Origin of the sequence: Streptomyces sp. BB1-1-1 (genome assembly GCF_031597775.1) — a bacterium.
GTDB classification, from domain to species: Bacteria; Actinomycetota; Actinomycetes; order Streptomycetales; family Streptomycetaceae; genus Streptomyces; species Streptomyces thinghirensis.
In genome coordinates this window covers 2,158,954-2,175,716 of record NZ_CP134203.1, presented here as the reverse complement: position 1 = coordinate 2,175,716, position 16,763 = coordinate 2,158,954, and the positions used below count along the sequence as shown (strand labels likewise).

Annotated in this window: 16 protein-coding genes and 1 pseudogene; 14 read left to right on the top strand and 3 right to left on the bottom strand. The window is 70.6% G+C overall.

Translation table 11 applies throughout. The features are described from left to right. The first annotated feature begins 381 nt into the window (after window positions 1–381). Both RI578_RS10090 and RI578_RS10085 read left to right on the top strand, forming a co-directional pair. Window positions 382–678, top strand: a complete 297-nt coding sequence (locus RI578_RS10090) for a DUF4193 domain-containing protein (protein ID WP_003993510.1) — start codon at window positions 382–384, stop codon at window positions 676–678. Between the two features lie 13 nt (window positions 679–691). Continuing rightward, the gene (locus tag RI578_RS10085; protein WP_310870773.1) at window positions 692–1,642 is read left to right on the top strand and encodes a hypothetical protein; all 951 of its coding nucleotides are present in this window, start codon (window positions 692–694) and stop codon (window positions 1,640–1,642) included. 12 nt (window positions 1,643–1,654) lie between these two features. Here RI578_RS10085 and RI578_RS10080 read toward each other — a convergent pair whose 3' ends face one another. Beyond that, window positions 1,655–2,116 carry a DUF3093 domain-containing protein gene (locus tag RI578_RS10080; protein ID WP_310870772.1) on the bottom strand — a complete coding sequence of 154 codons (462 nt, stop codon included), beginning with the start codon at window positions 2,114–2,116 and terminating at the stop codon, window positions 1,655–1,657. Between the two features lie 57 nt (window positions 2,117–2,173). Between RI578_RS10080 and RI578_RS10075 the strand changes: the two genes are divergently transcribed. The 8 genes and pseudogenes from RI578_RS10075 (at window position 2,174) to RI578_RS10040 (ending at window position 9,660) form a co-directional block, all read left to right on the top strand. Next, window positions 2,174–2,758: a PaaI family thioesterase gene (locus RI578_RS10075; protein ID WP_055419815.1), complete on the top strand. Its 585-nt coding sequence runs from the start codon at window positions 2,174–2,176 to the stop codon at window positions 2,756–2,758. Then, window positions 2,755–3,333, top strand: coding sequence for a dUTP diphosphatase (gene dut / locus RI578_RS10070; RefSeq protein WP_310870771.1), 579 nt, complete (start codon window positions 2,755–2,757; stop codon window positions 3,331–3,333). The genes RI578_RS10075 and dut overlap by 4 nt, the downstream gene beginning before the upstream one ends. Window position 3,334: 1 nt before the next feature. Then, complete coding sequence (locus RI578_RS10065) at window positions 3,335–4,087, top strand: DUF3710 domain-containing protein (RefSeq protein ID WP_121749673.1); 753 nt, start codon at window positions 3,335–3,337, stop codon at window positions 4,085–4,087. A 247-nt stretch (window positions 4,088–4,334) separates the two neighbouring features. Beyond that, a pseudogene (locus RI578_RS10060) lies at window positions 4,335–4,972 on the top strand (ABC transporter ATP-binding protein). Between the two features lie 124 nt (window positions 4,973–5,096). Further along, complete coding sequence (locus RI578_RS10055; protein ID WP_310870770.1) at window positions 5,097–7,661, top strand: sensor histidine kinase KdpD; 2,565 nt, start codon at window positions 5,097–5,099, stop codon at window positions 7,659–7,661. Next, window positions 7,658–8,341, top strand: coding sequence for a response regulator (locus RI578_RS10050; protein ID WP_121749675.1), 684 nt, complete (start codon window positions 7,658–7,660; stop codon window positions 8,339–8,341). The genes RI578_RS10055 and RI578_RS10050 overlap by 4 nt, the downstream gene beginning before the upstream one ends. A 113-nt stretch (window positions 8,342–8,454) precedes the next feature. Further along, window positions 8,455–8,853 (top strand): OB-fold nucleic acid binding domain-containing protein, encoded by a 399-nt coding sequence (locus RI578_RS10045; RefSeq protein ID WP_073731801.1) that lies wholly within the window; start codon window positions 8,455–8,457, stop codon window positions 8,851–8,853. A 3-nt stretch (window positions 8,854–8,856) separates the two neighbouring features. Beyond that, window positions 8,857–9,660 (top strand): DUF3159 domain-containing protein, encoded by an 804-nt coding sequence (locus tag RI578_RS10040; protein ID WP_310870769.1) that lies wholly within the window; start codon window positions 8,857–8,859, stop codon window positions 9,658–9,660. Window positions 9,661–9,807: 147 nt separating this feature from the next. On the opposite strand, the gene RI578_RS10035 is transcribed toward RI578_RS10040, so the two are convergent. Continuing rightward, window positions 9,808–10,485 (bottom strand): TrkA family potassium uptake protein, encoded by a 678-nt coding sequence (locus RI578_RS10035; protein ID WP_310870768.1) that lies wholly within the window; start codon window positions 10,483–10,485, stop codon window positions 9,808–9,810. Next, window positions 10,485–11,156 carry a TrkA family potassium uptake protein gene (locus RI578_RS10030; RefSeq protein WP_121749678.1) on the bottom strand — a complete coding sequence of 224 codons (672 nt, stop codon included), beginning with the start codon at window positions 11,154–11,156 and terminating at the stop codon, window positions 10,485–10,487. Before RI578_RS10030 ends, RI578_RS10035 begins: the two co-directional genes overlap by 1 nt. 550 nt (window positions 11,157–11,706) lie before the next feature. On the opposite strand from RI578_RS10030, the gene RI578_RS10025 reads away from it, so the two are divergent. The 4 genes from RI578_RS10025 to RI578_RS10010 all read left to right on the top strand — a co-directional run bounded on the left by RI578_RS10025 (window position 11,707) and on the right by RI578_RS10010 (window position 16,693). Then, entirely contained in the window at window positions 11,707–13,770 is a 2,064-nt protein-coding gene (locus tag RI578_RS10025; RefSeq protein ID WP_310870767.1) for an APC family permease, read from the top strand. A 77-nt stretch (window positions 13,771–13,847) separates the two neighbouring features. Next, window positions 13,848–15,200, top strand: a complete 1,353-nt coding sequence (locus RI578_RS10020) for a class I SAM-dependent RNA methyltransferase (RefSeq protein ID WP_310870766.1) — start codon at window positions 13,848–13,850, stop codon at window positions 15,198–15,200. Window positions 15,201–15,545: 345 nt separating this feature from the next. After that, window positions 15,546–15,737 (top strand): hypothetical protein, encoded by a 192-nt coding sequence (locus RI578_RS10015; RefSeq protein ID WP_310870765.1) that lies wholly within the window; start codon window positions 15,546–15,548, stop codon window positions 15,735–15,737. 68 nt (window positions 15,738–15,805) lie between these two features. After that, window positions 15,806–16,693 carry a DUF5655 domain-containing protein gene (locus RI578_RS10010; RefSeq protein WP_310875726.1) on the top strand — a complete coding sequence of 296 codons (888 nt, stop codon included), beginning with the start codon at window positions 15,806–15,808 and terminating at the stop codon, window positions 16,691–16,693. Window positions 16,694–16,763: the final 70 nt, after the last annotated feature.

The window sequence follows — 16,763 nt, the reverse complement described above, 5'->3', positions numbered from 1 at the left end:
GACCCGAGGATGTTCACTTTGAGCGGAATTTCCAGGCCACCGGCCCTGGAGTCGCCTGTGTGATCGATCACAGAGGAGGCTTTCCCGCCATCTACTCTCCGTGATCATGCACCCTGTCGGAAAGCCGGGAAAATCCTGGTTTTCAGGGGTCCTGATCACGGGAAGTACACGGTGAGACGCCTTTGAAGTGCGGCATTCGGACCGTGTACGGTCCCCATCGCCATCCAAGCCGATCACTCATGAGGGGTCCGGTTGGGTGTCGATTGAGTAACAGACCTTGATGTGAGGCAAAATCTCCGCCTCGGGTCGGGCACAAGTCCGGCCTCTCACGCGTTACGTGCGCTGGAGACACCCGCAGACACCCAGAGGGGGAGAGCGACCATGGCAACCGATTACGACACTCCACGCAAGACCGACGACGATGTCGACTCGGACAGCCTCGAAGAGCTGAAGGCGAGGCGGAACGACAAGTCCGCCTCGGCCGTCGACGTCGACGAGTTCGAGGCCGCGGAAGGCCTCGAACTTCCCGGCGCCGACCTCTCGAACGAGGAACTGGCCGTCCGTGTACTTCCGAAGCAGCAGGACGAGTTCACCTGCATGAGCTGCTTCCTGGTGCACCACCGCAGCCAGCTGGCCCGGGAGAAGAACGGCCAGCCGATCTGCCGCGACTGCGACTGAGGCGGGGTCGGCCGTGACTGGCTCGACCCCTCCCTGGAAGCGCCGCTTCTCCAGGCGGGAAGCGGACCAAGGACCGTCCGACGGTCCCTACGGCGCGCGTGACGACGAGCGGGGCCCGACCGATACGGGGACGGCCTCGCTCGACTCAGTGGTCGACCGGGGTGACCTCCCGGCGACCGCCAGGACGTCGGCACCCGCTGCCCGGCGACGGGCAGCGGCGTTCCGGCACAAGGCCGGACAGGGGGTCCGCAACGGCGGTCAGCGCGCCAGGGCCGCCCTGGCGCACCTCGCCGACCGGATCATCGACCTGGCGCCGCGCGTGCCCGTACGGGACCTGGCGACGCTCCGCAGGCAGTTCCCCGGTCTCGGACCCGAGGAGCTCGCCGACCGGCTGGTGGCAGGCGCGGCCAAGGGCACCGCGACCGTCGGAGCGGGCATCGGCGCGGCCGCGATGATGCCCGTACCGCCCGCGATGCCCACCGAACTGGCCGCCGAGATCACCGGCGTCGCGGCGATCGAACTCAAGATGATCGCCGAACTCCACGAGGTCTACGGCGTACGACCGCCCGGCAGCCTCGCCCAGCGCAGCACCGCGTATCTGAACTCCTGGTCGGACGAGCGCGGCGTCGACGTGTCCAAGCCGTCGACGCTCGGTGCGGCCATGAACAGCCACATGAAGCGCCAGCTCCGTCAGCAGATCATGAAGCGGATGGTGCGCAACCTGCCGAACCTGATGCCGTTCATGGTGGGCGCGGCCGTGGGCGCCGTCATGAACCGCCGCGACACCAGAAAGCTGGCCGACAGGATCCGGGCGGACCTGCGCAAGAAGCAGGTGCCGTGGAACGCCCTCGGCGAACTCCCGGCGCTGGAGGGGCCGCGGGACGCCCTGGACATGGGCGCCCTCACGAAGGGACTCGGCCCGGAAGGGCTCGGCCGCCGCCCCGGAGGGGACGGCGGGCACTGATCCCGCTGGGTGCTAGGCCGCCGCCTTCGCCGCCGTCAGGGCCGCCACCAGCCGCTCCGGCTCGCGGGTCGACAGGTACAGGTACGGAGTCGGGTCCTCCGGATCCGTGACCAGCACGCGCACGGCCCTCGGGATGTAGGCGCGCAGCAGCAGGAAGGCGCGGGTGTCGGCCTTGTAGGTGCGCCAGGCGCGGGCCTCCTCCGGATCGAGGATCTCCGCCTCGCCCAGGGCCGAGACCGGCACCTTCGCCTCGCCCGCGATCAGCGAGCCGCCCACGACCCGGATGCGGACCGCGCCGTACGAACTGGCGGCCACCGCCGCCACCGCCGTCCCGCCGGCCAGGCCGCCCAGCATCGGCAGCGTGCCGAAGGGCAGCAGGATCAGGGCGAACGAAAGCCCCACCAGGAAGGAGACCAGCCACCAGGAGCGCGGCGCGGTGAGGCGTTCTTCGTACGGGGCGGTGGAGAGCTGCATGAACCAAGCTTGGCACGGTAGCGGTGTTCGGCCGACGCGCGGGTAAGGTCTGCGCCTGTGAGTGGTACTTCCCCAGGTCTTCAGCCCCCCGCCGACGCCGTGAAACCCGTACGGCACCCCGACGCGCCCGCCCCCGGCGAACTGCTCGGCGCGCACTACGGCCAGTGTTTCGGCTGCGGTGGCGACCAGCCCCACGGACTGCACCTCCAGGCGCGGGCGGGTGAAGGCGTGTCGATCACCGCCGAGTTCACCGTGCAGCCCGCCCACCAGGGCGCCCCCGGCCTGGCGCACGGCGGCGTGCTGGCCACCGCCCTGGACGAGACCCTCGGTTCGCTGAACTGGCTGCTGCGCACGATCGCGGTGACCGGACGGCTGGAGACGGACTTCCTGCGGCCCGTGCCCGTCGACACGACGCTGCACCTGGAGGCCGAGGTGACCGCCGTGGCCGGCCGGAAGATCTACTCCACCGCCACCGGACGGATCGGCGGCCCCGACGGGCCCGTGGCCGTCCGCGCCGACGCGCTGTTCATCGAGGTCAAGATCGATCACTTCGTCGACCACGGCCGCGAGGAGGAGATCCGTGCCGCCATGGACGACCCGGACCAGGTCCGCCGCACGCGCGCCTTCGAGGTGAACCCGTGACCCTCCCGAACCCCGGGCAGCGCGAGCCCAGGCCGGAACTCGACGTCCTGATCCGCCGCGTCGACCCCGACGTACCGCTCCCGACGTACGCGCAGCCCGGCGACGCGGGCGCCGATCTGCGCACCACCGTCGACTGCGAACTGAAGCCCGGCGAACGCGCCGTACTGCCCACGGGCGTGTCTGTGGCGCTCCCGGAGGGGTACGCGGCCTTCGTGCACCCACGTTCCGGGCTGGCCGCCCGCTGCGGTGTCGCCCTCGTGAATGCCCCGGGGACGATTGATGCCGGGTACCGTGGGGAGATCAAGGTGATCGTGGTGAATCTCGACCCGCGCGAGACCGTGCGGTTCGAGCGCTTCGACCGGATTGCCCAACTGGTCGTCCAGCAGGTCGAGAGGGTCCGCTTCCGCCAGGTCGCGGAGCTTCCCGACTCGGTGCGGGCCGGAGGGGGCTTCGGGTCCACCGGCGGCCACGCCGGGTTGGACCGTGCAAGCGGCACAAGCGGTCAGGTCGCCGAGGGCGGCCCGACGGGTGGGAATCGATACGCTTCGGTCGTATCCGACCGGGAAGGACAGTGACGTGTTCGGACGTCGCAAGAAGAGGGATGCCGCCGAGGACGCGGCCGGCGAGACCGAGCAGGTCGTCGACAGCGTCGACACCGAGGCGGACGAAGAGCCCGAGCGGGTGCGGCTCGAGCCCGAACCGCGGCCCGACGGGCCCTGGGACAGCACCGAGGTCCGCGACCCGGCCGAGGGCCGGGTGGACCTGGGCGGCCTGTTCGTACCCGGAGTCGAGGGCATGGAACTGCGCGTGGAGGTCGCGGGCGACGCGATCGTCGCCGCGACCGTCGTGCTGCGCGACAGCGCCATCCAGCTGCAGGGTTTCGCGGCGCCCAAGCGCGAGGGCATCTGGGGCGAGGTGCGTGAGGAGATCGGCTCCGGCATCACCCAGAAGGGCGGCATCATCGACGAGGTCGAGGGCCCGCTGGGCTGGGAGCTGCGTGCCCAGGTCCCGGTGCAGCTGCCGGACGGCACGGGCGGCTTCCAGGTCGTACGGTTCGTCGGTGTGGACGGCCCCCGCTGGTTCCTGCGCGGAGTGATCTCGGGCCAGGGCGCGGTGCAGCCGCAGGCCGCCGGTCTGCTGGAGCAGATCTTCCGGGACACGGTCGTGGTCCGCGGCGACGGCCCGATGGCCCCCCGCGACCCGATCGTCCTCAAGCTGCCGAACGACGCGCAGATGGTCCCCGAGGGCGTCCAGCAGGAGGAGGGCTCCCGCTTCGCCGGCGGTATGGGCCAGCTCCAGCGCGGACCGGAGATCACCGAGGTCCGGTAGGTAAAGTCTCCGTACGGTTTTCCGTACGCGCGTGAGCGTCCGCACGCGCGCGTGAAGGGCCGCGCCCCGCTGGGGGCGCGGCCCTTCCGCCGTCCTCGGCACACCCGTAGCGGCGGCGAGGGCGTCGGAGGGGCCTGCCGGACGGGCCGGGAGCCCCCCCCACGCGCCCGACGATCCGGGCCGGACCGTTGAACGGCACAGGGTCCGCTCGCGATACCGGCGCCCGGTTTCCGGCGGGGGAGGGCACATGAGCCAGGTGGTCACCGAGACCATGGTGCGCGTCGCGGGCGCGCGGAAGTCGTACGGCCACGGCGCCGCCGCCGTACACGCCCCGCGCGGCGTCTCCTTCGAGGTGCCGCGTGGCGAGCTGGTCGCCCTCAAGGGGCGGTCCGGGTCCGGGAAGACCACGCTGTTCAACATCGCCGGCGGTCTCGACGTACCCGACGCCGGACGGGTCGAGGTCGACGGCCGCGACCTGGCCGAGCTGGACGAGGACGGGCTGCTCGCCCTGCGCCGGGACCGCGTCGGCTTCGTCTTCCCGTCCTTCGGGCTCCTCCCGATCCTCACGGCCGCCGAGAACGTGGGCGTACCGATGCGGCTGCGCCGGCTGTCCGGCGGCCAGCAGCTGGGGGTGCCCCCAGGCAGTTCAGGCCCTGGGGGAGGGTCGCCATCGCCCGCGCCCTCGCCAACAGCCCCGCCCCGCTCGTGGCCGACGAACCCACCGGTCAGTCGGACGCGGAGCTCGCCCACGCCGTGATGGAGTTGCTGCGGGCGGTCGTACGCGGTGAGCGGGTCACCGCCCTGGTCGCCACCCACGACGCCGCACCGCTGGACCTCGCCGACCGGGTGCTGGAGCTGCGGGACAGGGAGATGGCCGGGCCCTGACGGCCGCGGACGTCAGAGTTCCGTCAAAGAGCACCCTCATCCCGTACCCCGCCCCGATTTGTCGGGATTGCTCGCCGTAAGGTCGACGCTGCGCAATCAGCGTTGACCGGAAGACAATGAGGCCATGGGACGCGGCAAGCTTCGGATCTACCTCGGCGCGGCGCCGGGCGTCGGCAAGACGTACGCGATGCTGTCCGAGGCGCACCGCCGTACGGAGCGGGGCACCGACTGCGTCGTGGCCTTCGTGGAGCACCACGGCAGGTCGCGCACCGAGGTGCTGCTGCACGGCCTCGAGCAGGTGCCGCGCCGGGAGCTGGAGCACCGCGGCGCGCTCTTCACGGAGCTGGACCTGGACGCGGTGCTGGCCCGGGCCCCCAGGGTGGCCCTGGTGGACGAGCTGGCCCACACCAACGTCCCCGGTGCCCGCAACGCCAAGCGGTGGCAGGACGTCGAGGAGCTGCTGGCCGCCGGGATCGACGTCGTGTCGACCGTCAACATCCAGCACCTGGAGTCACTCGGCGACGTCGTCGAGTCGATCACCGGGGTGAGACAGCAGGAGACCGTGCCGGACGAGGTGGTGCGGCGCGCGGACCAGATCGAACTGGTCGACATGTCACCGCAGGCACTGCGGCGGCGCATGGCCCACGGCAACATCTACCAGCCGGACAAGGTCGACGCGGCCCTGTCCAACTACTTCCGCCCCGGCAACCTCACCGCCCTGCGCGAACTCGCGCTGCTGTGGGTGGCGGACCGGGTCGACGAGTACCTGCAGCAGTACCGCAGCGAACACCGCGTGTCGAAGATCTGGGGCTCGCGCGAGCGCATCGTGGTCGGCCTGACCGGCGGCCCCGAGGGCAGGACGCTGATACGGCGGGCCGCGCGCCTCGCGGAGAAGGGCGCCGGCGGCGAGGTGCTGGCCGTGTACATAGCCCGCAGCGACGGGCTGACCTCGGCCTCCCCGAAGGAACTGGCGGTGCAGCGCACCCTGGTGGAGGATCTCGGCGGAACCTTCCACCACGTGCTCGGCGAGGACATACCGGCCGCCCTGCTCGACTTCGCGCGCGGCGTCAACGCCACCCAGATCATCCTCGGCTCCTCGCGCCGCAAGGCCTGGCAGTACGTCTTCGGCCCCGGCGTAGGCGCCACGGTCGCCCGCGAGTCCGGCCCCGACCTGGACGTCCACATCGTGACCCACGAGGAGGTCGCCAAGGGCCGCGGACTGCCGGTGGCCAGGGGAGCGCGGCTCGGCCGCTCCCGGATCGTCTGGGGCTGGTTCGCGGGCCTCGGCGGGCCGGTGCTGCTGACGCTGCTGCTGAACGCCGTTCACCTCGGGCTCGCCAACGACGTCCTGCTCTACCTGGCGCTGACCGTGGCCGCCGCCCTGCTGGGCGGGCTGTACCCGGCGCTCGCCTCGGCGGCGGTCGGCTCCCTCCTGCTGAACTGGTTCTTCACGCCCCCGGTCAACCGGATCACCATCGCCGATCCCAGGAACATACTCGCGCTCGCCATATTCGTGGGCGTCGCGCTCTCCGTGGCCTCGGTCGTCGACGTCGCGGCCCGGCGCACCCACCAGGCAGCCCGGCTGCGCGCCGAGTCCGAGATCCTCTCCTTCCTCGCGGGCAACGTCCTGCGCGGCGAGACCAGCCTGGAGGCCCTCCTGGAACGGGTCCGCGAGACCTTCGGAATGGAGTCGGCCGCCCTGCTGGAGCGGGAGGGCGACGTGGCCCCCTGGACCTGCGCCGGCCGGGCCGGGGCGGGACCGCCGGTCGAACGCCCCGAGGACGCGGACGTGGACATGCCGGTCGGGGACCACATGGCGCTCGCGCTGTCCGGCCGTGTCCTGCCCGCCGAGGACCGCCGGGTGCTGGCCGCCTTCGCCGCCCAGGCCGCCGTCGTCCTGGACCGGCGGCGGCTGCGCGAGGAGGCCGACCGGGCCCGCGCGCTCGCCGAGGGCAACCGCATCCGCACGGCGCTGCTCGCCGCCGTCAGCCACGACCTCCGTACCCCGCTCGCCGGGATCAAGGCGGCGGTCACCAGCCTGCGCTCCGACGACGTGGCGTGGTCCGAGGAGGACGAGGCGGAACTCCTGGAGGGCATCGAGGAGGGCGCCGACCGCCTCGACCACCTCGTCGGCAACCTGCTCGACATGTCCCGCCTCCAGACCGGTACGGTCACGCCGCTGATCCGCGAGATCGACGTCGACGAGGTGGTGCCGATGGCGCTCGGCGGGGTGCCCGAGGGGAGCGCCGAACTGGACATCCCGGAGACGCTGCCCATGGTCGCCGTCGACGCCGGGCTCCTGGAGCGGTCGATGGCCAACCTGGTGGAGAACGCCGTCAAGTACAGCCCCGCCGGCCGCACCGTCCTGGTCGCCGCCAGCGTCCTCGCGGACCGCGTCGAGGTGCGGGTCGTCGACCGGGGGCCGGGGGTGCCGGACGAGGCCAAGGACCGGATCTTCGAGCCCTTCCAGCGCTACGGCGACGCCCCGCGCGGCGCCGGTGTGGGGCTCGGCCTGGCCGTGGCCCGGGGCTTCGCCGAGGCGATGGGCGGCACCCTGAACGCCGAGGACACCCCCGGCGGCGGTCTCACCATGGTGCTCACCCTTCGCGCGGCGGGCTCCCCCGGACCCGCGACACCGCACTCCGCGAGACCGTACTCCGCGACAGCAGAAAGGCAGGCCGCCCGATGACCCGGGTGCTCGTGATCGACGACGAACCGCAGATCGTGCGTGCCCTCGTGATCAACCTCAAGGCCCGGCACTACGAGGTCGACGCCGCCCACGACGGTGCCACCGCCCTCCAGCTCGCCGCCGCCCGCCACCCCGACGTCGTGGTGCTGGACCTCGGCCTGCCCGACATGGACGGCGTCGAGGTGATCAGGGGGCTGCGCGGCTGGACCCGGGTACCGATCCTGGTGCTGTCCGCCCGGCACTCCTCCGACGAGAAGGTCGAGGCGCTCGACGCGGGCGCCGACGACTACGTCACCAAGCCCTTCGGCATGGACGAACTGCTGGCCCGGCTGCGCGCCGCCGTCCGCCGGGCCGAGCCGGTCCCGGGCGGCGAGGACGACGTGGTCGTGGACACCGCGGAGTTCACCGTCGACCTGGCCGCGAAGAAGGTGAACCGGGGCGGGAAGGACGTACGGCTCACCCCCACCGAGTGGCATCTGCTGGAGGTGCTGGTGCGCAACACCGGACGCCTGGTCAGCCAGAAGCAGCTGTTGCAGGAGGTGTGGGGGCCGTCGTACGGGACGGAGACGAACTACCTCCGGGTCTACATGGCGCAGCTGCGCCGCAAGCTGGAGGCGGACCCGGCACACCCGCGGCACTTCATCACGGAGCCCGGCATGGGGTACCGCTTCGAGAAGTGAGCGACAGGTGAGCGACAGGTGGGCGAGGTGATCGAGGCGAGCCGAAAGTGAGCCTCGCGATACCGGTCCGGAGAGGGTGTCTGGCTGTCGGTGCGCCCCGGTACGCTTCAGATATGAGTGCTGCTCCGCGTTCCGACAAGCCGGTGGGCCGGTTCCGGCGCATGTTCGACCGGCTCTCCTCGTCGCAGGAGGACCTGGAGTCCGAGGAACTGCGCGAGGACGCCGACACCGCCGGCTGTACCCGTATCTGCGACTGTCAGGACCGGCAGATCGTGTCGGTTACTGGTACCTTGCGCACGGTCACCCTGCGACCGCGTGCGGGCGTCCCGGCCCTGGAGGCCGAGCTGTTCGACGGTTCCGCCGCCCTGGACGTGGTGTGGCTGGGCAGACGCTCCATCGTGGGCATAGAGCCGGGGCGCAAGCTCATCGCATCGGGCCGGATCTCGATGAGCCGGGGCCGCCGGGTGCTCTTCAACCCGAAATACGAACTGAGACCCCTCGGACGGGAGTAGCCGGTGACGTCGCTCGACAAGCCGACCGAAGACACCCAAGACACGGAAGCCGACGACGCCCGGGCGGTGACGGAGGCCGCGCTGTTCGAGGCGTTCGGCGGCGTGCGGGGCATGGTCGAGACGGTGCTGCCGGGCCTGCTCTTCGTCACCATCTTCACCCTCAACAACGACCTGCACATGTCCGCGATCGCGGCGCTCGCCGTGTCGCTGGTGCTGGTCGTGGTCCGGCTGGCGATGAAGGACACCGTCAAGCACGCCTTCGGCGGGGTCTTCGGCGTCGCCTTCGGCGTGGTCTTCGCGATGATGACCGACAACGCCAAGAACTTCTATCTGCCGGGCATGCTCTACACCCTGGGCCTGGCGATGGCGTACATCGTCACCTCGCTGGCCGGGGTGCCGCTGATCGGCCTGATCCTCGGCCCGGTCTTCAAGGAGAACCTCTCCTGGCGCACCCGCAACCCGGGCCGCAAGAAGGCGTACACCAAGGCCAGCTACGCCTGGGGTCTGATCCTGCTCGGCAAGAGCGCCATCCTCTTCCCGCTGTACTGGTGGGCGGACACCGAGCAGCTCGGCTGGGTCCTGGTCACCCTGAAGATCCCGCCGTTCCTGCTCGCCGTATGGCTGACCTGGGTGTTCCTGGCGAAGGCGCCGGCCCCCATCGACGTGTTCGCGGAGATGGAGGCGGCGGAGAAGGCCGAGGAGGAGAGGGCGGAGCGCGAGAAGGCCGAGCGCGAGGCCCGGGGGGGCGAAGCCGTGGAGTCGTCCGCCGCGGACTCCGCAGGCGGCGGCAGGCACCGCAAGGACTGACGGCGTACGACGGTGGGGCGCCCGGAGATCTCCGGGCGCCCCACCGTCGTACGCGGGCCCTGCGGCCTCGTACGCGGGTACTCGCGTTTCGTCGTACGCGGGACGGATCCCGCGTTTCGTCGTACGCGGACGGATCCTGCGTCGGCTTCAGCGCGCGGCGTCGGTCCGCCGCGCCGACAGCAGGTCCTCCAGCTGCTCCTCGCGGGCCTGAGCCGCCACGAACAGCAGCTCGTCGCCCGCCTCCAGGGAGTCCTCCGTGGACGGCGTCAGCACCCGGGTGCCGCGGATGATCGTGACCAGCGAGGTGTCCTCGGGCCACTCCACGTCACCGACCTGGATGCCGGCCAGCGCCGACTCCTCCGGCAGCGTCAGTTCCACCAGGTTGGCGTCGCCGTGGCTGAAGCGCAGCAGCCGGACCAGGTCGCCGACGCTCACCGCCTCCTCCACCAGGGCGGACATCAGCCGCGGGGTGGAGACGGCGACGTCCACGCCCCAGGACTCGTTGAACAGCCACTCGTTCTTCGGGTTGTTCACCCGGGCGACGACGCGCGGAACGCCGTACTCCGTCTTGGCCAGCAGGGAGACGACCAGGTTGACCTTGTCGTCGCCCGTCGCGGCGATGACGACGTTGCAGCGCTGGAGCGCCGCCTCGTCCAGCGACGTGATCTCGCACGCGTCGGCGAGCAGCCACTCCGCCATCGGGACGCGCTCGACCGAGATGGCGGTCGGCGCCTTGTCGATGAGCAGGACCTCGTGGCCGTTCTCCAGCAGCTCGCCCGCGATCGAGCGGCCGACCGCGCCGGCTCCGGCAATGGCGACCCTCATCAGTGACCGCCCTCCTCTTCGGGACCCTTGGCGAACGACGCCTCGACCTTGTGGACCTCGTCGGCGCGCATCATCACGTGCACCAGGTCACCCTCCTGCAACACCGTCTGCGAGGTCGGCAGGATGGCCTCCCCGAGCCGGGTGAGGAACGCCACCCGCACACCGGTCTCCTCCTGGAGCCGGCTGATCTTGTGGCCGACCCAGGACGCCGAGGTGTGCACCTCGGCGAGCTGGACGCCGCCGGTGGGGTCGCGCCACAGCGGCTCGGCGCCCGAGGGGAGCAGCCGGCGCAGCATCTGGTCGGCCGTCCAGCGGACGGTGGCGACCGTGGGGATGCCCAGGCGCTGGTAGACCTCGGCGCGGCGGGGGTCGTAGATACGGGCGGCGACGTTCTCCACGCCGAACATCTCGCGGGCCACGCGGGCGGCGATGATGTTCGAGTTGTCGCCGCTGGAGACCGCGGCGAAGGCGCCGGCCTCCTCGACGCCCGCCTCGCGCAGGGTGTCCTGGTCGAAACCGATACCGGTGACCCTGCGGCCGCCGAACGTGGAACCGAGGCGACGGAACGCGGTGGGGTCCTGGTCGATCACGGCGACCGTGTGCCCTTGCTGCTCCAGGGTCTGCGCGAGGGCCGAGCCCACGCGCCCGCAGCCCATGATGACGATGTGCATCGCCTCACACCCCGCTTTCTGCGGGCCCGCCGGCCTCTGTGGATGTCCTGCTCATGTCTCTCTTTCGGCTCGCCTGGCGACACGTCGCGGCCAGTGTGCGGGCCGCAGGGGAACATCATGCCGGTGAGCACCGACGCTGACGCCTCTCGGGGCCCCGGGAAGCCGGATTCCCCGTCCGGGAAGCCGGGTCCGCCTGTCCGCACCCAACGTATCGGCAAGCCTCCAGGGCCCGCAGCGGCCGTCTCACCCCCCGGCCGACGACCCCCGCCGGCCGATGCTGCGGATGCTGGCGAGAGTCAGGATTCCGAGGCCGACGAGCGAGGCGGCGCCGCCGATCAGTTCTGCGCTCAGGTGCATGGGACCTCCAGGGGCGGCAACGGCCGGGAAGCGAACGGCAATCGGACGGTGCTTGTCATATAGGCATGCCAACCCCGCGGCCTGCGGAATCCGCAGCCGCACCACCCCCCGAATTCACCCGTAGAGCAGACGGCGGGCCGATCGGGGGTGGCGGGTGGGCGGGCGCCCGTTCGAACGCTTACGATCCTCTGTTGTGTCCAAACTGACCGACGTGCCCAAGCGGATCCTGATCGGGCGCGCACTGCGCAGTGACCGGCTGGGGGAAACGCTCCTGCCGAAGCGCATCGCCCTCCCCGTCTTCGCCTCCGACCCGCTCTCCTCCGTGGCGTACGCGCCCGGCGAGGTGCTGCTGGTCCTGTCCATCGCGGGCGTGTCGGCGTACCACTTCAGTCCTTGGATCGCGGTCGCGGTCGTCGTGCTGATGTTCACCGTGGTCGCCTCCTACCGGCAGAACGTGCACGCCTACCCGAGCGGCGGCGGCGACTACGAGGTCGCCAACACCAACCTCGGGCCCAAGGCCGGCCTGACGGTGGCGAGCGCGCTGCTGGTGGACTACGTCCTGACCGTCGCCGTCTCCATCTCCTCCGGCATCGAGAACCTCGGCTCCGCGATCCCCTTCGTCGTCGAGCACAAGGTCCTCTGCGCGATCGCCGTGATCCTGCTGCTGACGCTGATGAACCTGCGCGGGGTCAGGGAGTCGGGCACCCTGTTCGCGATTCCGACCTACGTCTTCGTCGCGGGCGTCTTCATCATGATCGCGTGGGGCGCCTTCCGCGGCCTGGTGCTCGACGACACCATGCGCGCCCCGACGGCGGACTACGAGATCAAACCGGAACACGGCGGTCTGGCGGGCTTCGCCCTGGTCTTCCTCCTCCTGCGCGCCTTCTCCTCCGGCTGCGCCGCCCTCACCGGCGTCGAGGCCATCTCCAACGGCGTCCCGGCCTTCCGCAAGCCCAAGTCGAAGAACGCGGGCAACACCCTCGCGCTGATGGGCCTGCTCGCCGTCACCATGTTCTGCGGCATCATCGCGCTGGCCGCCGCGACCGACGTCCGCATGTCGGAGAACCCGGCCACCGACCTCTTCCACAACGGCGTCGCGCTCGGCTCGGACTACGTCCAGCACCCGGTGATCTCGCAGGTCGCCGAGGCGGTCTTCGGCGAGGGCAGCTTCCTGTTCATCGTGCTGGCCGCCGCCACCGCGCTGGTCCTCTTCCTCGCCGCGAACACCGCGTACAACGGCTTCCCGCTGCTCGGCTCGATCCTCGCCCAGGACCGCTACCTGCCGCGCCAGCTGCACACCCGCGGCGACCGCCTGGCCTTCTCGAACGGCATCGTGCTCCTCGCCGGCGCGGCGATGCTCCTGGTCTTCATCTACGGCGCCGACTCGACCCGCCTCATCCAGCTCTACATCGTCGGCGTGTTCGTGTCCTTCACGCTCAGCCAGATCGGCATGGTCCGCCACTGGAACCGCCACCTGGCCACCGAACGCGACCAGACCAAGCGCCGCCGCATGCACCGCTCCCGCGCGATCAACGCCTTCGGCGCATTCTTCACCGGGCTCGTCCTGGTCGTCGTACTGGCCACGAAGTTCACGCACGGCGCCTGGGTCGCCCTGCTCGGCATGTGCATCTTCTTCGCCACGATGACGGCGATCCGCAAGCACTACGACCGCGTCGCCGAGGAGATCGCCGCCCCCGAGGACCCCGACGAGGCGCAGACCGACGACATGGTGCGCCCCTCCCGCGTCCACTCGGTCGTCCTGATCTCCAAGATCCACCGCCCCACCCTGCGCGCCCTCGCCTACGCCAAGCTCATGCGCTCCGACACCCTGGAGGCGCTCAGCGTCAACGTCGACCCGGCGGAGACCAAGGCGCTGCGCGACGAGTGGGAGCGGCGCGGCATCGCCGTACCGCTGAAGGTGCTGGACTCGCCGTACCGGGAGATCACCCGCCCGGTCATCGAGTACGTCAAGAGCCTGCGCAAGGAGTCCCCGCGCGACGCGGTCTCGGTCATCATCCCCGAGTACGTCGTCGGCCACTGGTACGAGCACCTGCTCCACAACCAGAGCGCCCTGCGCCTCAAGGGGCGGCTGCTGTTCACCCCCGGCGTCATGGTTACCTCCGTCCCCTACCAGCTCCAGTCCTCCGAGGCCGCCAAGCGCCGGGCCCGCAAGCGGCAGGACTGGAACGCGCCCGGCGCGGTCCGGCGCGGACCGGCCCAGAACGACCGGGCGAAGGAGTCCTCGTCGTCGACGTAGACTGGACGGCTGTTGTCCTTTGACGTTCGTCTGCCGGCGTCCGTCTCTCGTCGTCCGTTCTCTGGAGTCACCCCGCCATGCAGGCAGAACCGAAGAAATCGCAGGCGGAGTCCCAGGCGGTCTCGCTGGTGGGCCAGGAGTACGAGGTCGAGATCGGCCCCGTCGCCCACGGCGGCCACTGCATCGCCCGTACGTCCGAGGGACAGGTGCTGTTCGTCCGGCACACGCTGCCCGGCGAGCGCGTCGTGGCCCGGGTGACCGAGGGCGAGGAGGGCGCCCGCTTCCTCCGCGCGGACGCGGTCGAAATCCTGGACGCCTCCAAGGACCGCATCGAGGCACCGTGCCCCTTCGCCGGTCCCGGCCGCTGCGGCGGCTGCGACTGGCAGCACGCCAAGCCGGGCGCCCAGCGCCGCCTGAAGGGCGAGGTCGTCACCGAGCAGCTCAAGCGCCTCGCGGGCCTCACGCCCGAGGAGGCCGGCTGGGACGGCACGGTGATGCCGGCCGAAGGCGACAAGCTGCCCGCCGGCCAGGTCCCGTCGTGGCGCACGCGCGTGCAGTACGCCGTGGACGCCGAGGGCAACGCGGGCCTGCGCAGGCACCGCTCGCACGAGGTGGAACCGATCGACCACTGCATGATCGCCGCCGAGGGCGTCAGCGAGCTGGGCATCGAGCAGCGCGACTGGATCGGCATGGAGTCGGTCGAGGCGATCGCGGCGAGCGGCTCGCAGGACCGCCAGGTCATCCTGACCCCCCGCCCGGGCGCGAGGCTCCCCCTCGTCGAACTGGACCGCCCGGTCTCCGTCATGCGCGTCGACGAGAAGGACGGCGGCGTCCACCGCGTCCACGGCCGCCCCTTCGTCCGCGAACGCGCGGACGACCGCACCTACCGGGTGGGCAGCGGCGGCTTCTGGCAGGTCCACCCCAAGGCCGCCGACACCCTCGTCCTCGCGGTCATGCAGGGCCTGCTTCCCCGCAAGGGCGACATGGCCCTCGACCTCTACTGCGGCGTGGGCCTCTTCGCGGGCGCCCTGGCCGACCGCGTCGGCGACAAGGGCGCGGTCCTCGGCATCGAGTCCGGCAAGCGCGCCGTCGAGGACGCCCGGCACAACCTCGCCGCCTTCGACCGCGTCCGCATCGAACAGGGCAAGGTCGAGGCGGTCCTGCCGCGCACCGGCATCGACGAGGTCGACCTCATCGTCCTCGACCCGCCGCGCGCGGGAGCGGGGCGGAAGACGGTCGAGCACCTGTCGTCGCTGGGGGCACGGAGGATCGCGTACGTGGCGTGTGATCCCGCTGCGCTGGCCCGGGATCTGGGGTACTTCCGCGACGGGGGGTATCGGGTGCGGATGTTGCGGGTGTTCGATCTGTTCCCGATGACCCACCATGTCGAGTGCGTCGCGATCCTTGAGCCTGCCGCAAAGGGTGTCTGACCTGCTGTTTCGCCGAGTGTGCGTTATGTGCGCTGTGGGCGTTACGGGCGATATCTTGACGCATGAGCGACGCACGTGACGCACGTCTGACGCACGTCGGCCCCAAAACATGACAGGTCGTCAGACGCGTGAAAGCCGCCTCCGAGCCCGGATAACTTCGGGCACGGAGGCGGCTTTCGCGTACTGACAGAGAGCCGCGGGGCGGACTTGGGCTGGCGCCCTCGCCCTGCACCTGGGAATGCCACACTCATCCCATGGCTGAAGGCGACACGGATTTCTTCTCCGGCGGCGGCCCCACCAGCAGGATCGCCGTCTCCCCCACCGTCAGAACCCTGCAGGCTATTCGTGGTCGATAAGCGTGGCGTATCTGCAAACCTAGAAAGGGCTGCACAGCGCCAGATCGAGCGCGACAGCTTGAACGACCTGATCGCCGAGTTCGACCAGGCCAACGGCCCGGCCGATCCCGAGGTCGTGGCTGTCAAGCGAGCCAAGATCACCGGGAATGCCCCCTTAACCGAGACCAGGGCAGCCGCGTGACCGGCGCCCTCGGAAATAACCCTGCGGTCCGCGACGTTGCCGTCTGGCATCGTGGTCGTGAAGGGGGAGTGGTGGGTCTGAAGCTGTTCAACACGAAAGGTGGCCTAATCGAGGTAATGCCGCATCTTGCTGAGGTTGAGGCAGATGTGCAGGCCCTCATCGAGGCGCACATGGACACGATGCTGGGCGTGCGGTTCCTGGCGAGCGAGTACGTCATCGACTGCGTGGATGGCGGACGCATCGATTCGCTGGGGCTCGATGAGAACGGTGCACCCGTCATTGTTGAGTACAAGCGGGGCACTGACGCAGGGGTGATCAACCAGGGCCTCTACTACATGGCGTGGCTCATGGCCCACAAGGACGCCTTCCGGAGCCTGGTTCGCGATCGGTTCGGGGCTGAGGCCGCCTCCCAGGTCCTGTGGAGCGCGCCACGGCTGATTTGTGTCGCCGGCGACTTCACCCGCTACGACGCACATGCGGTGCGCGAGCACCGGCGCAGCATCGACCTGGTCCGCTACCGGTACTTCGACGACGACCACATCGGCCTGGAGACGGTGGCTTCCGTCACCGGGCAGGCGGCGGTTTCCAGACGGTCTCGCCAGCGCGCGGCCAGGCTGCCGCTGACCCGGAAGCAGGATGGGGCAATGGCGGAGCTGGCCGAGGCGGTCGACGAGGCGCTGCTCGGACTCGGGGACGGCATTACCCGGATCCAGCGCAAGCAGTACGCGGCCTACCAGCGGCTGCGGAACTTTGCGTGCCTCATCCCGCCGCAGCAGACCAAGCTCCTCGTCTACCTCAAGGCCGACCCGAAGGAGGTCGACCTCGTTCCAGGTTTCACCCGGGATGTGACGGGGCTTGGCCACCATGGCACGGGTGGCTTGGAGTTGCAGCTGCGTTCGGAGCGGGATCTGGAGCGTGCCCAGGATCTGTTCCGCCTCAGCTACGCCGCGGCATAGCGGTCCGGCGTTCGGCGCAGTCGTGCGTCGCCGGGATCCGGCGTTGTGGGGTGCTGTCGTGGTGTTGCCT

Bases quoted from the DNA above. Each gene is read 5' to 3' on its own strand.
- RI578_RS10090 (WP_003993510.1), top strand. From the start codon at position 382: ATGGCAACCGATTACGACACTCCACGCAAGACCGACGACGATGTCGAC.
- RI578_RS10080 (WP_310870772.1), bottom strand. From the start codon at position 2,116: ATGCAGCTCTCCACCGCCCCGTACGAAGAACGCCTCACCGCGCCGCGC.
- RI578_RS10055 (WP_310870770.1), top strand. From the start codon at position 5,097: ATGGGACGCGGCAAGCTTCGGATCTACCTCGGCGCGGCGCCGGGCGTC.
- RI578_RS10050 (WP_121749675.1), top strand. From the start codon at position 7,658: ATGACCCGGGTGCTCGTGATCGACGACGAACCGCAGATCGTGCGTGCC.
- RI578_RS10045 (WP_073731801.1), top strand. From the start codon at position 8,455: ATGAGTGCTGCTCCGCGTTCCGACAAGCCGGTGGGCCGGTTCCGGCGC.
- RI578_RS10035 (WP_310870768.1), bottom strand. From the start codon at position 10,485: ATGAGGGTCGCCATTGCCGGAGCCGGCGCGGTCGGCCGCTCGATCGCG.
- RI578_RS10030 (WP_121749678.1), bottom strand. From the start codon at position 11,156: ATGCACATCGTCATCATGGGCTGCGGGCGCGTGGGCTCGGCCCTCGCG.
- RI578_RS10020 (WP_310870766.1), top strand. From the start codon at position 13,848: ATGCAGGCAGAACCGAAGAAATCGCAGGCGGAGTCCCAGGCGGTCTCG.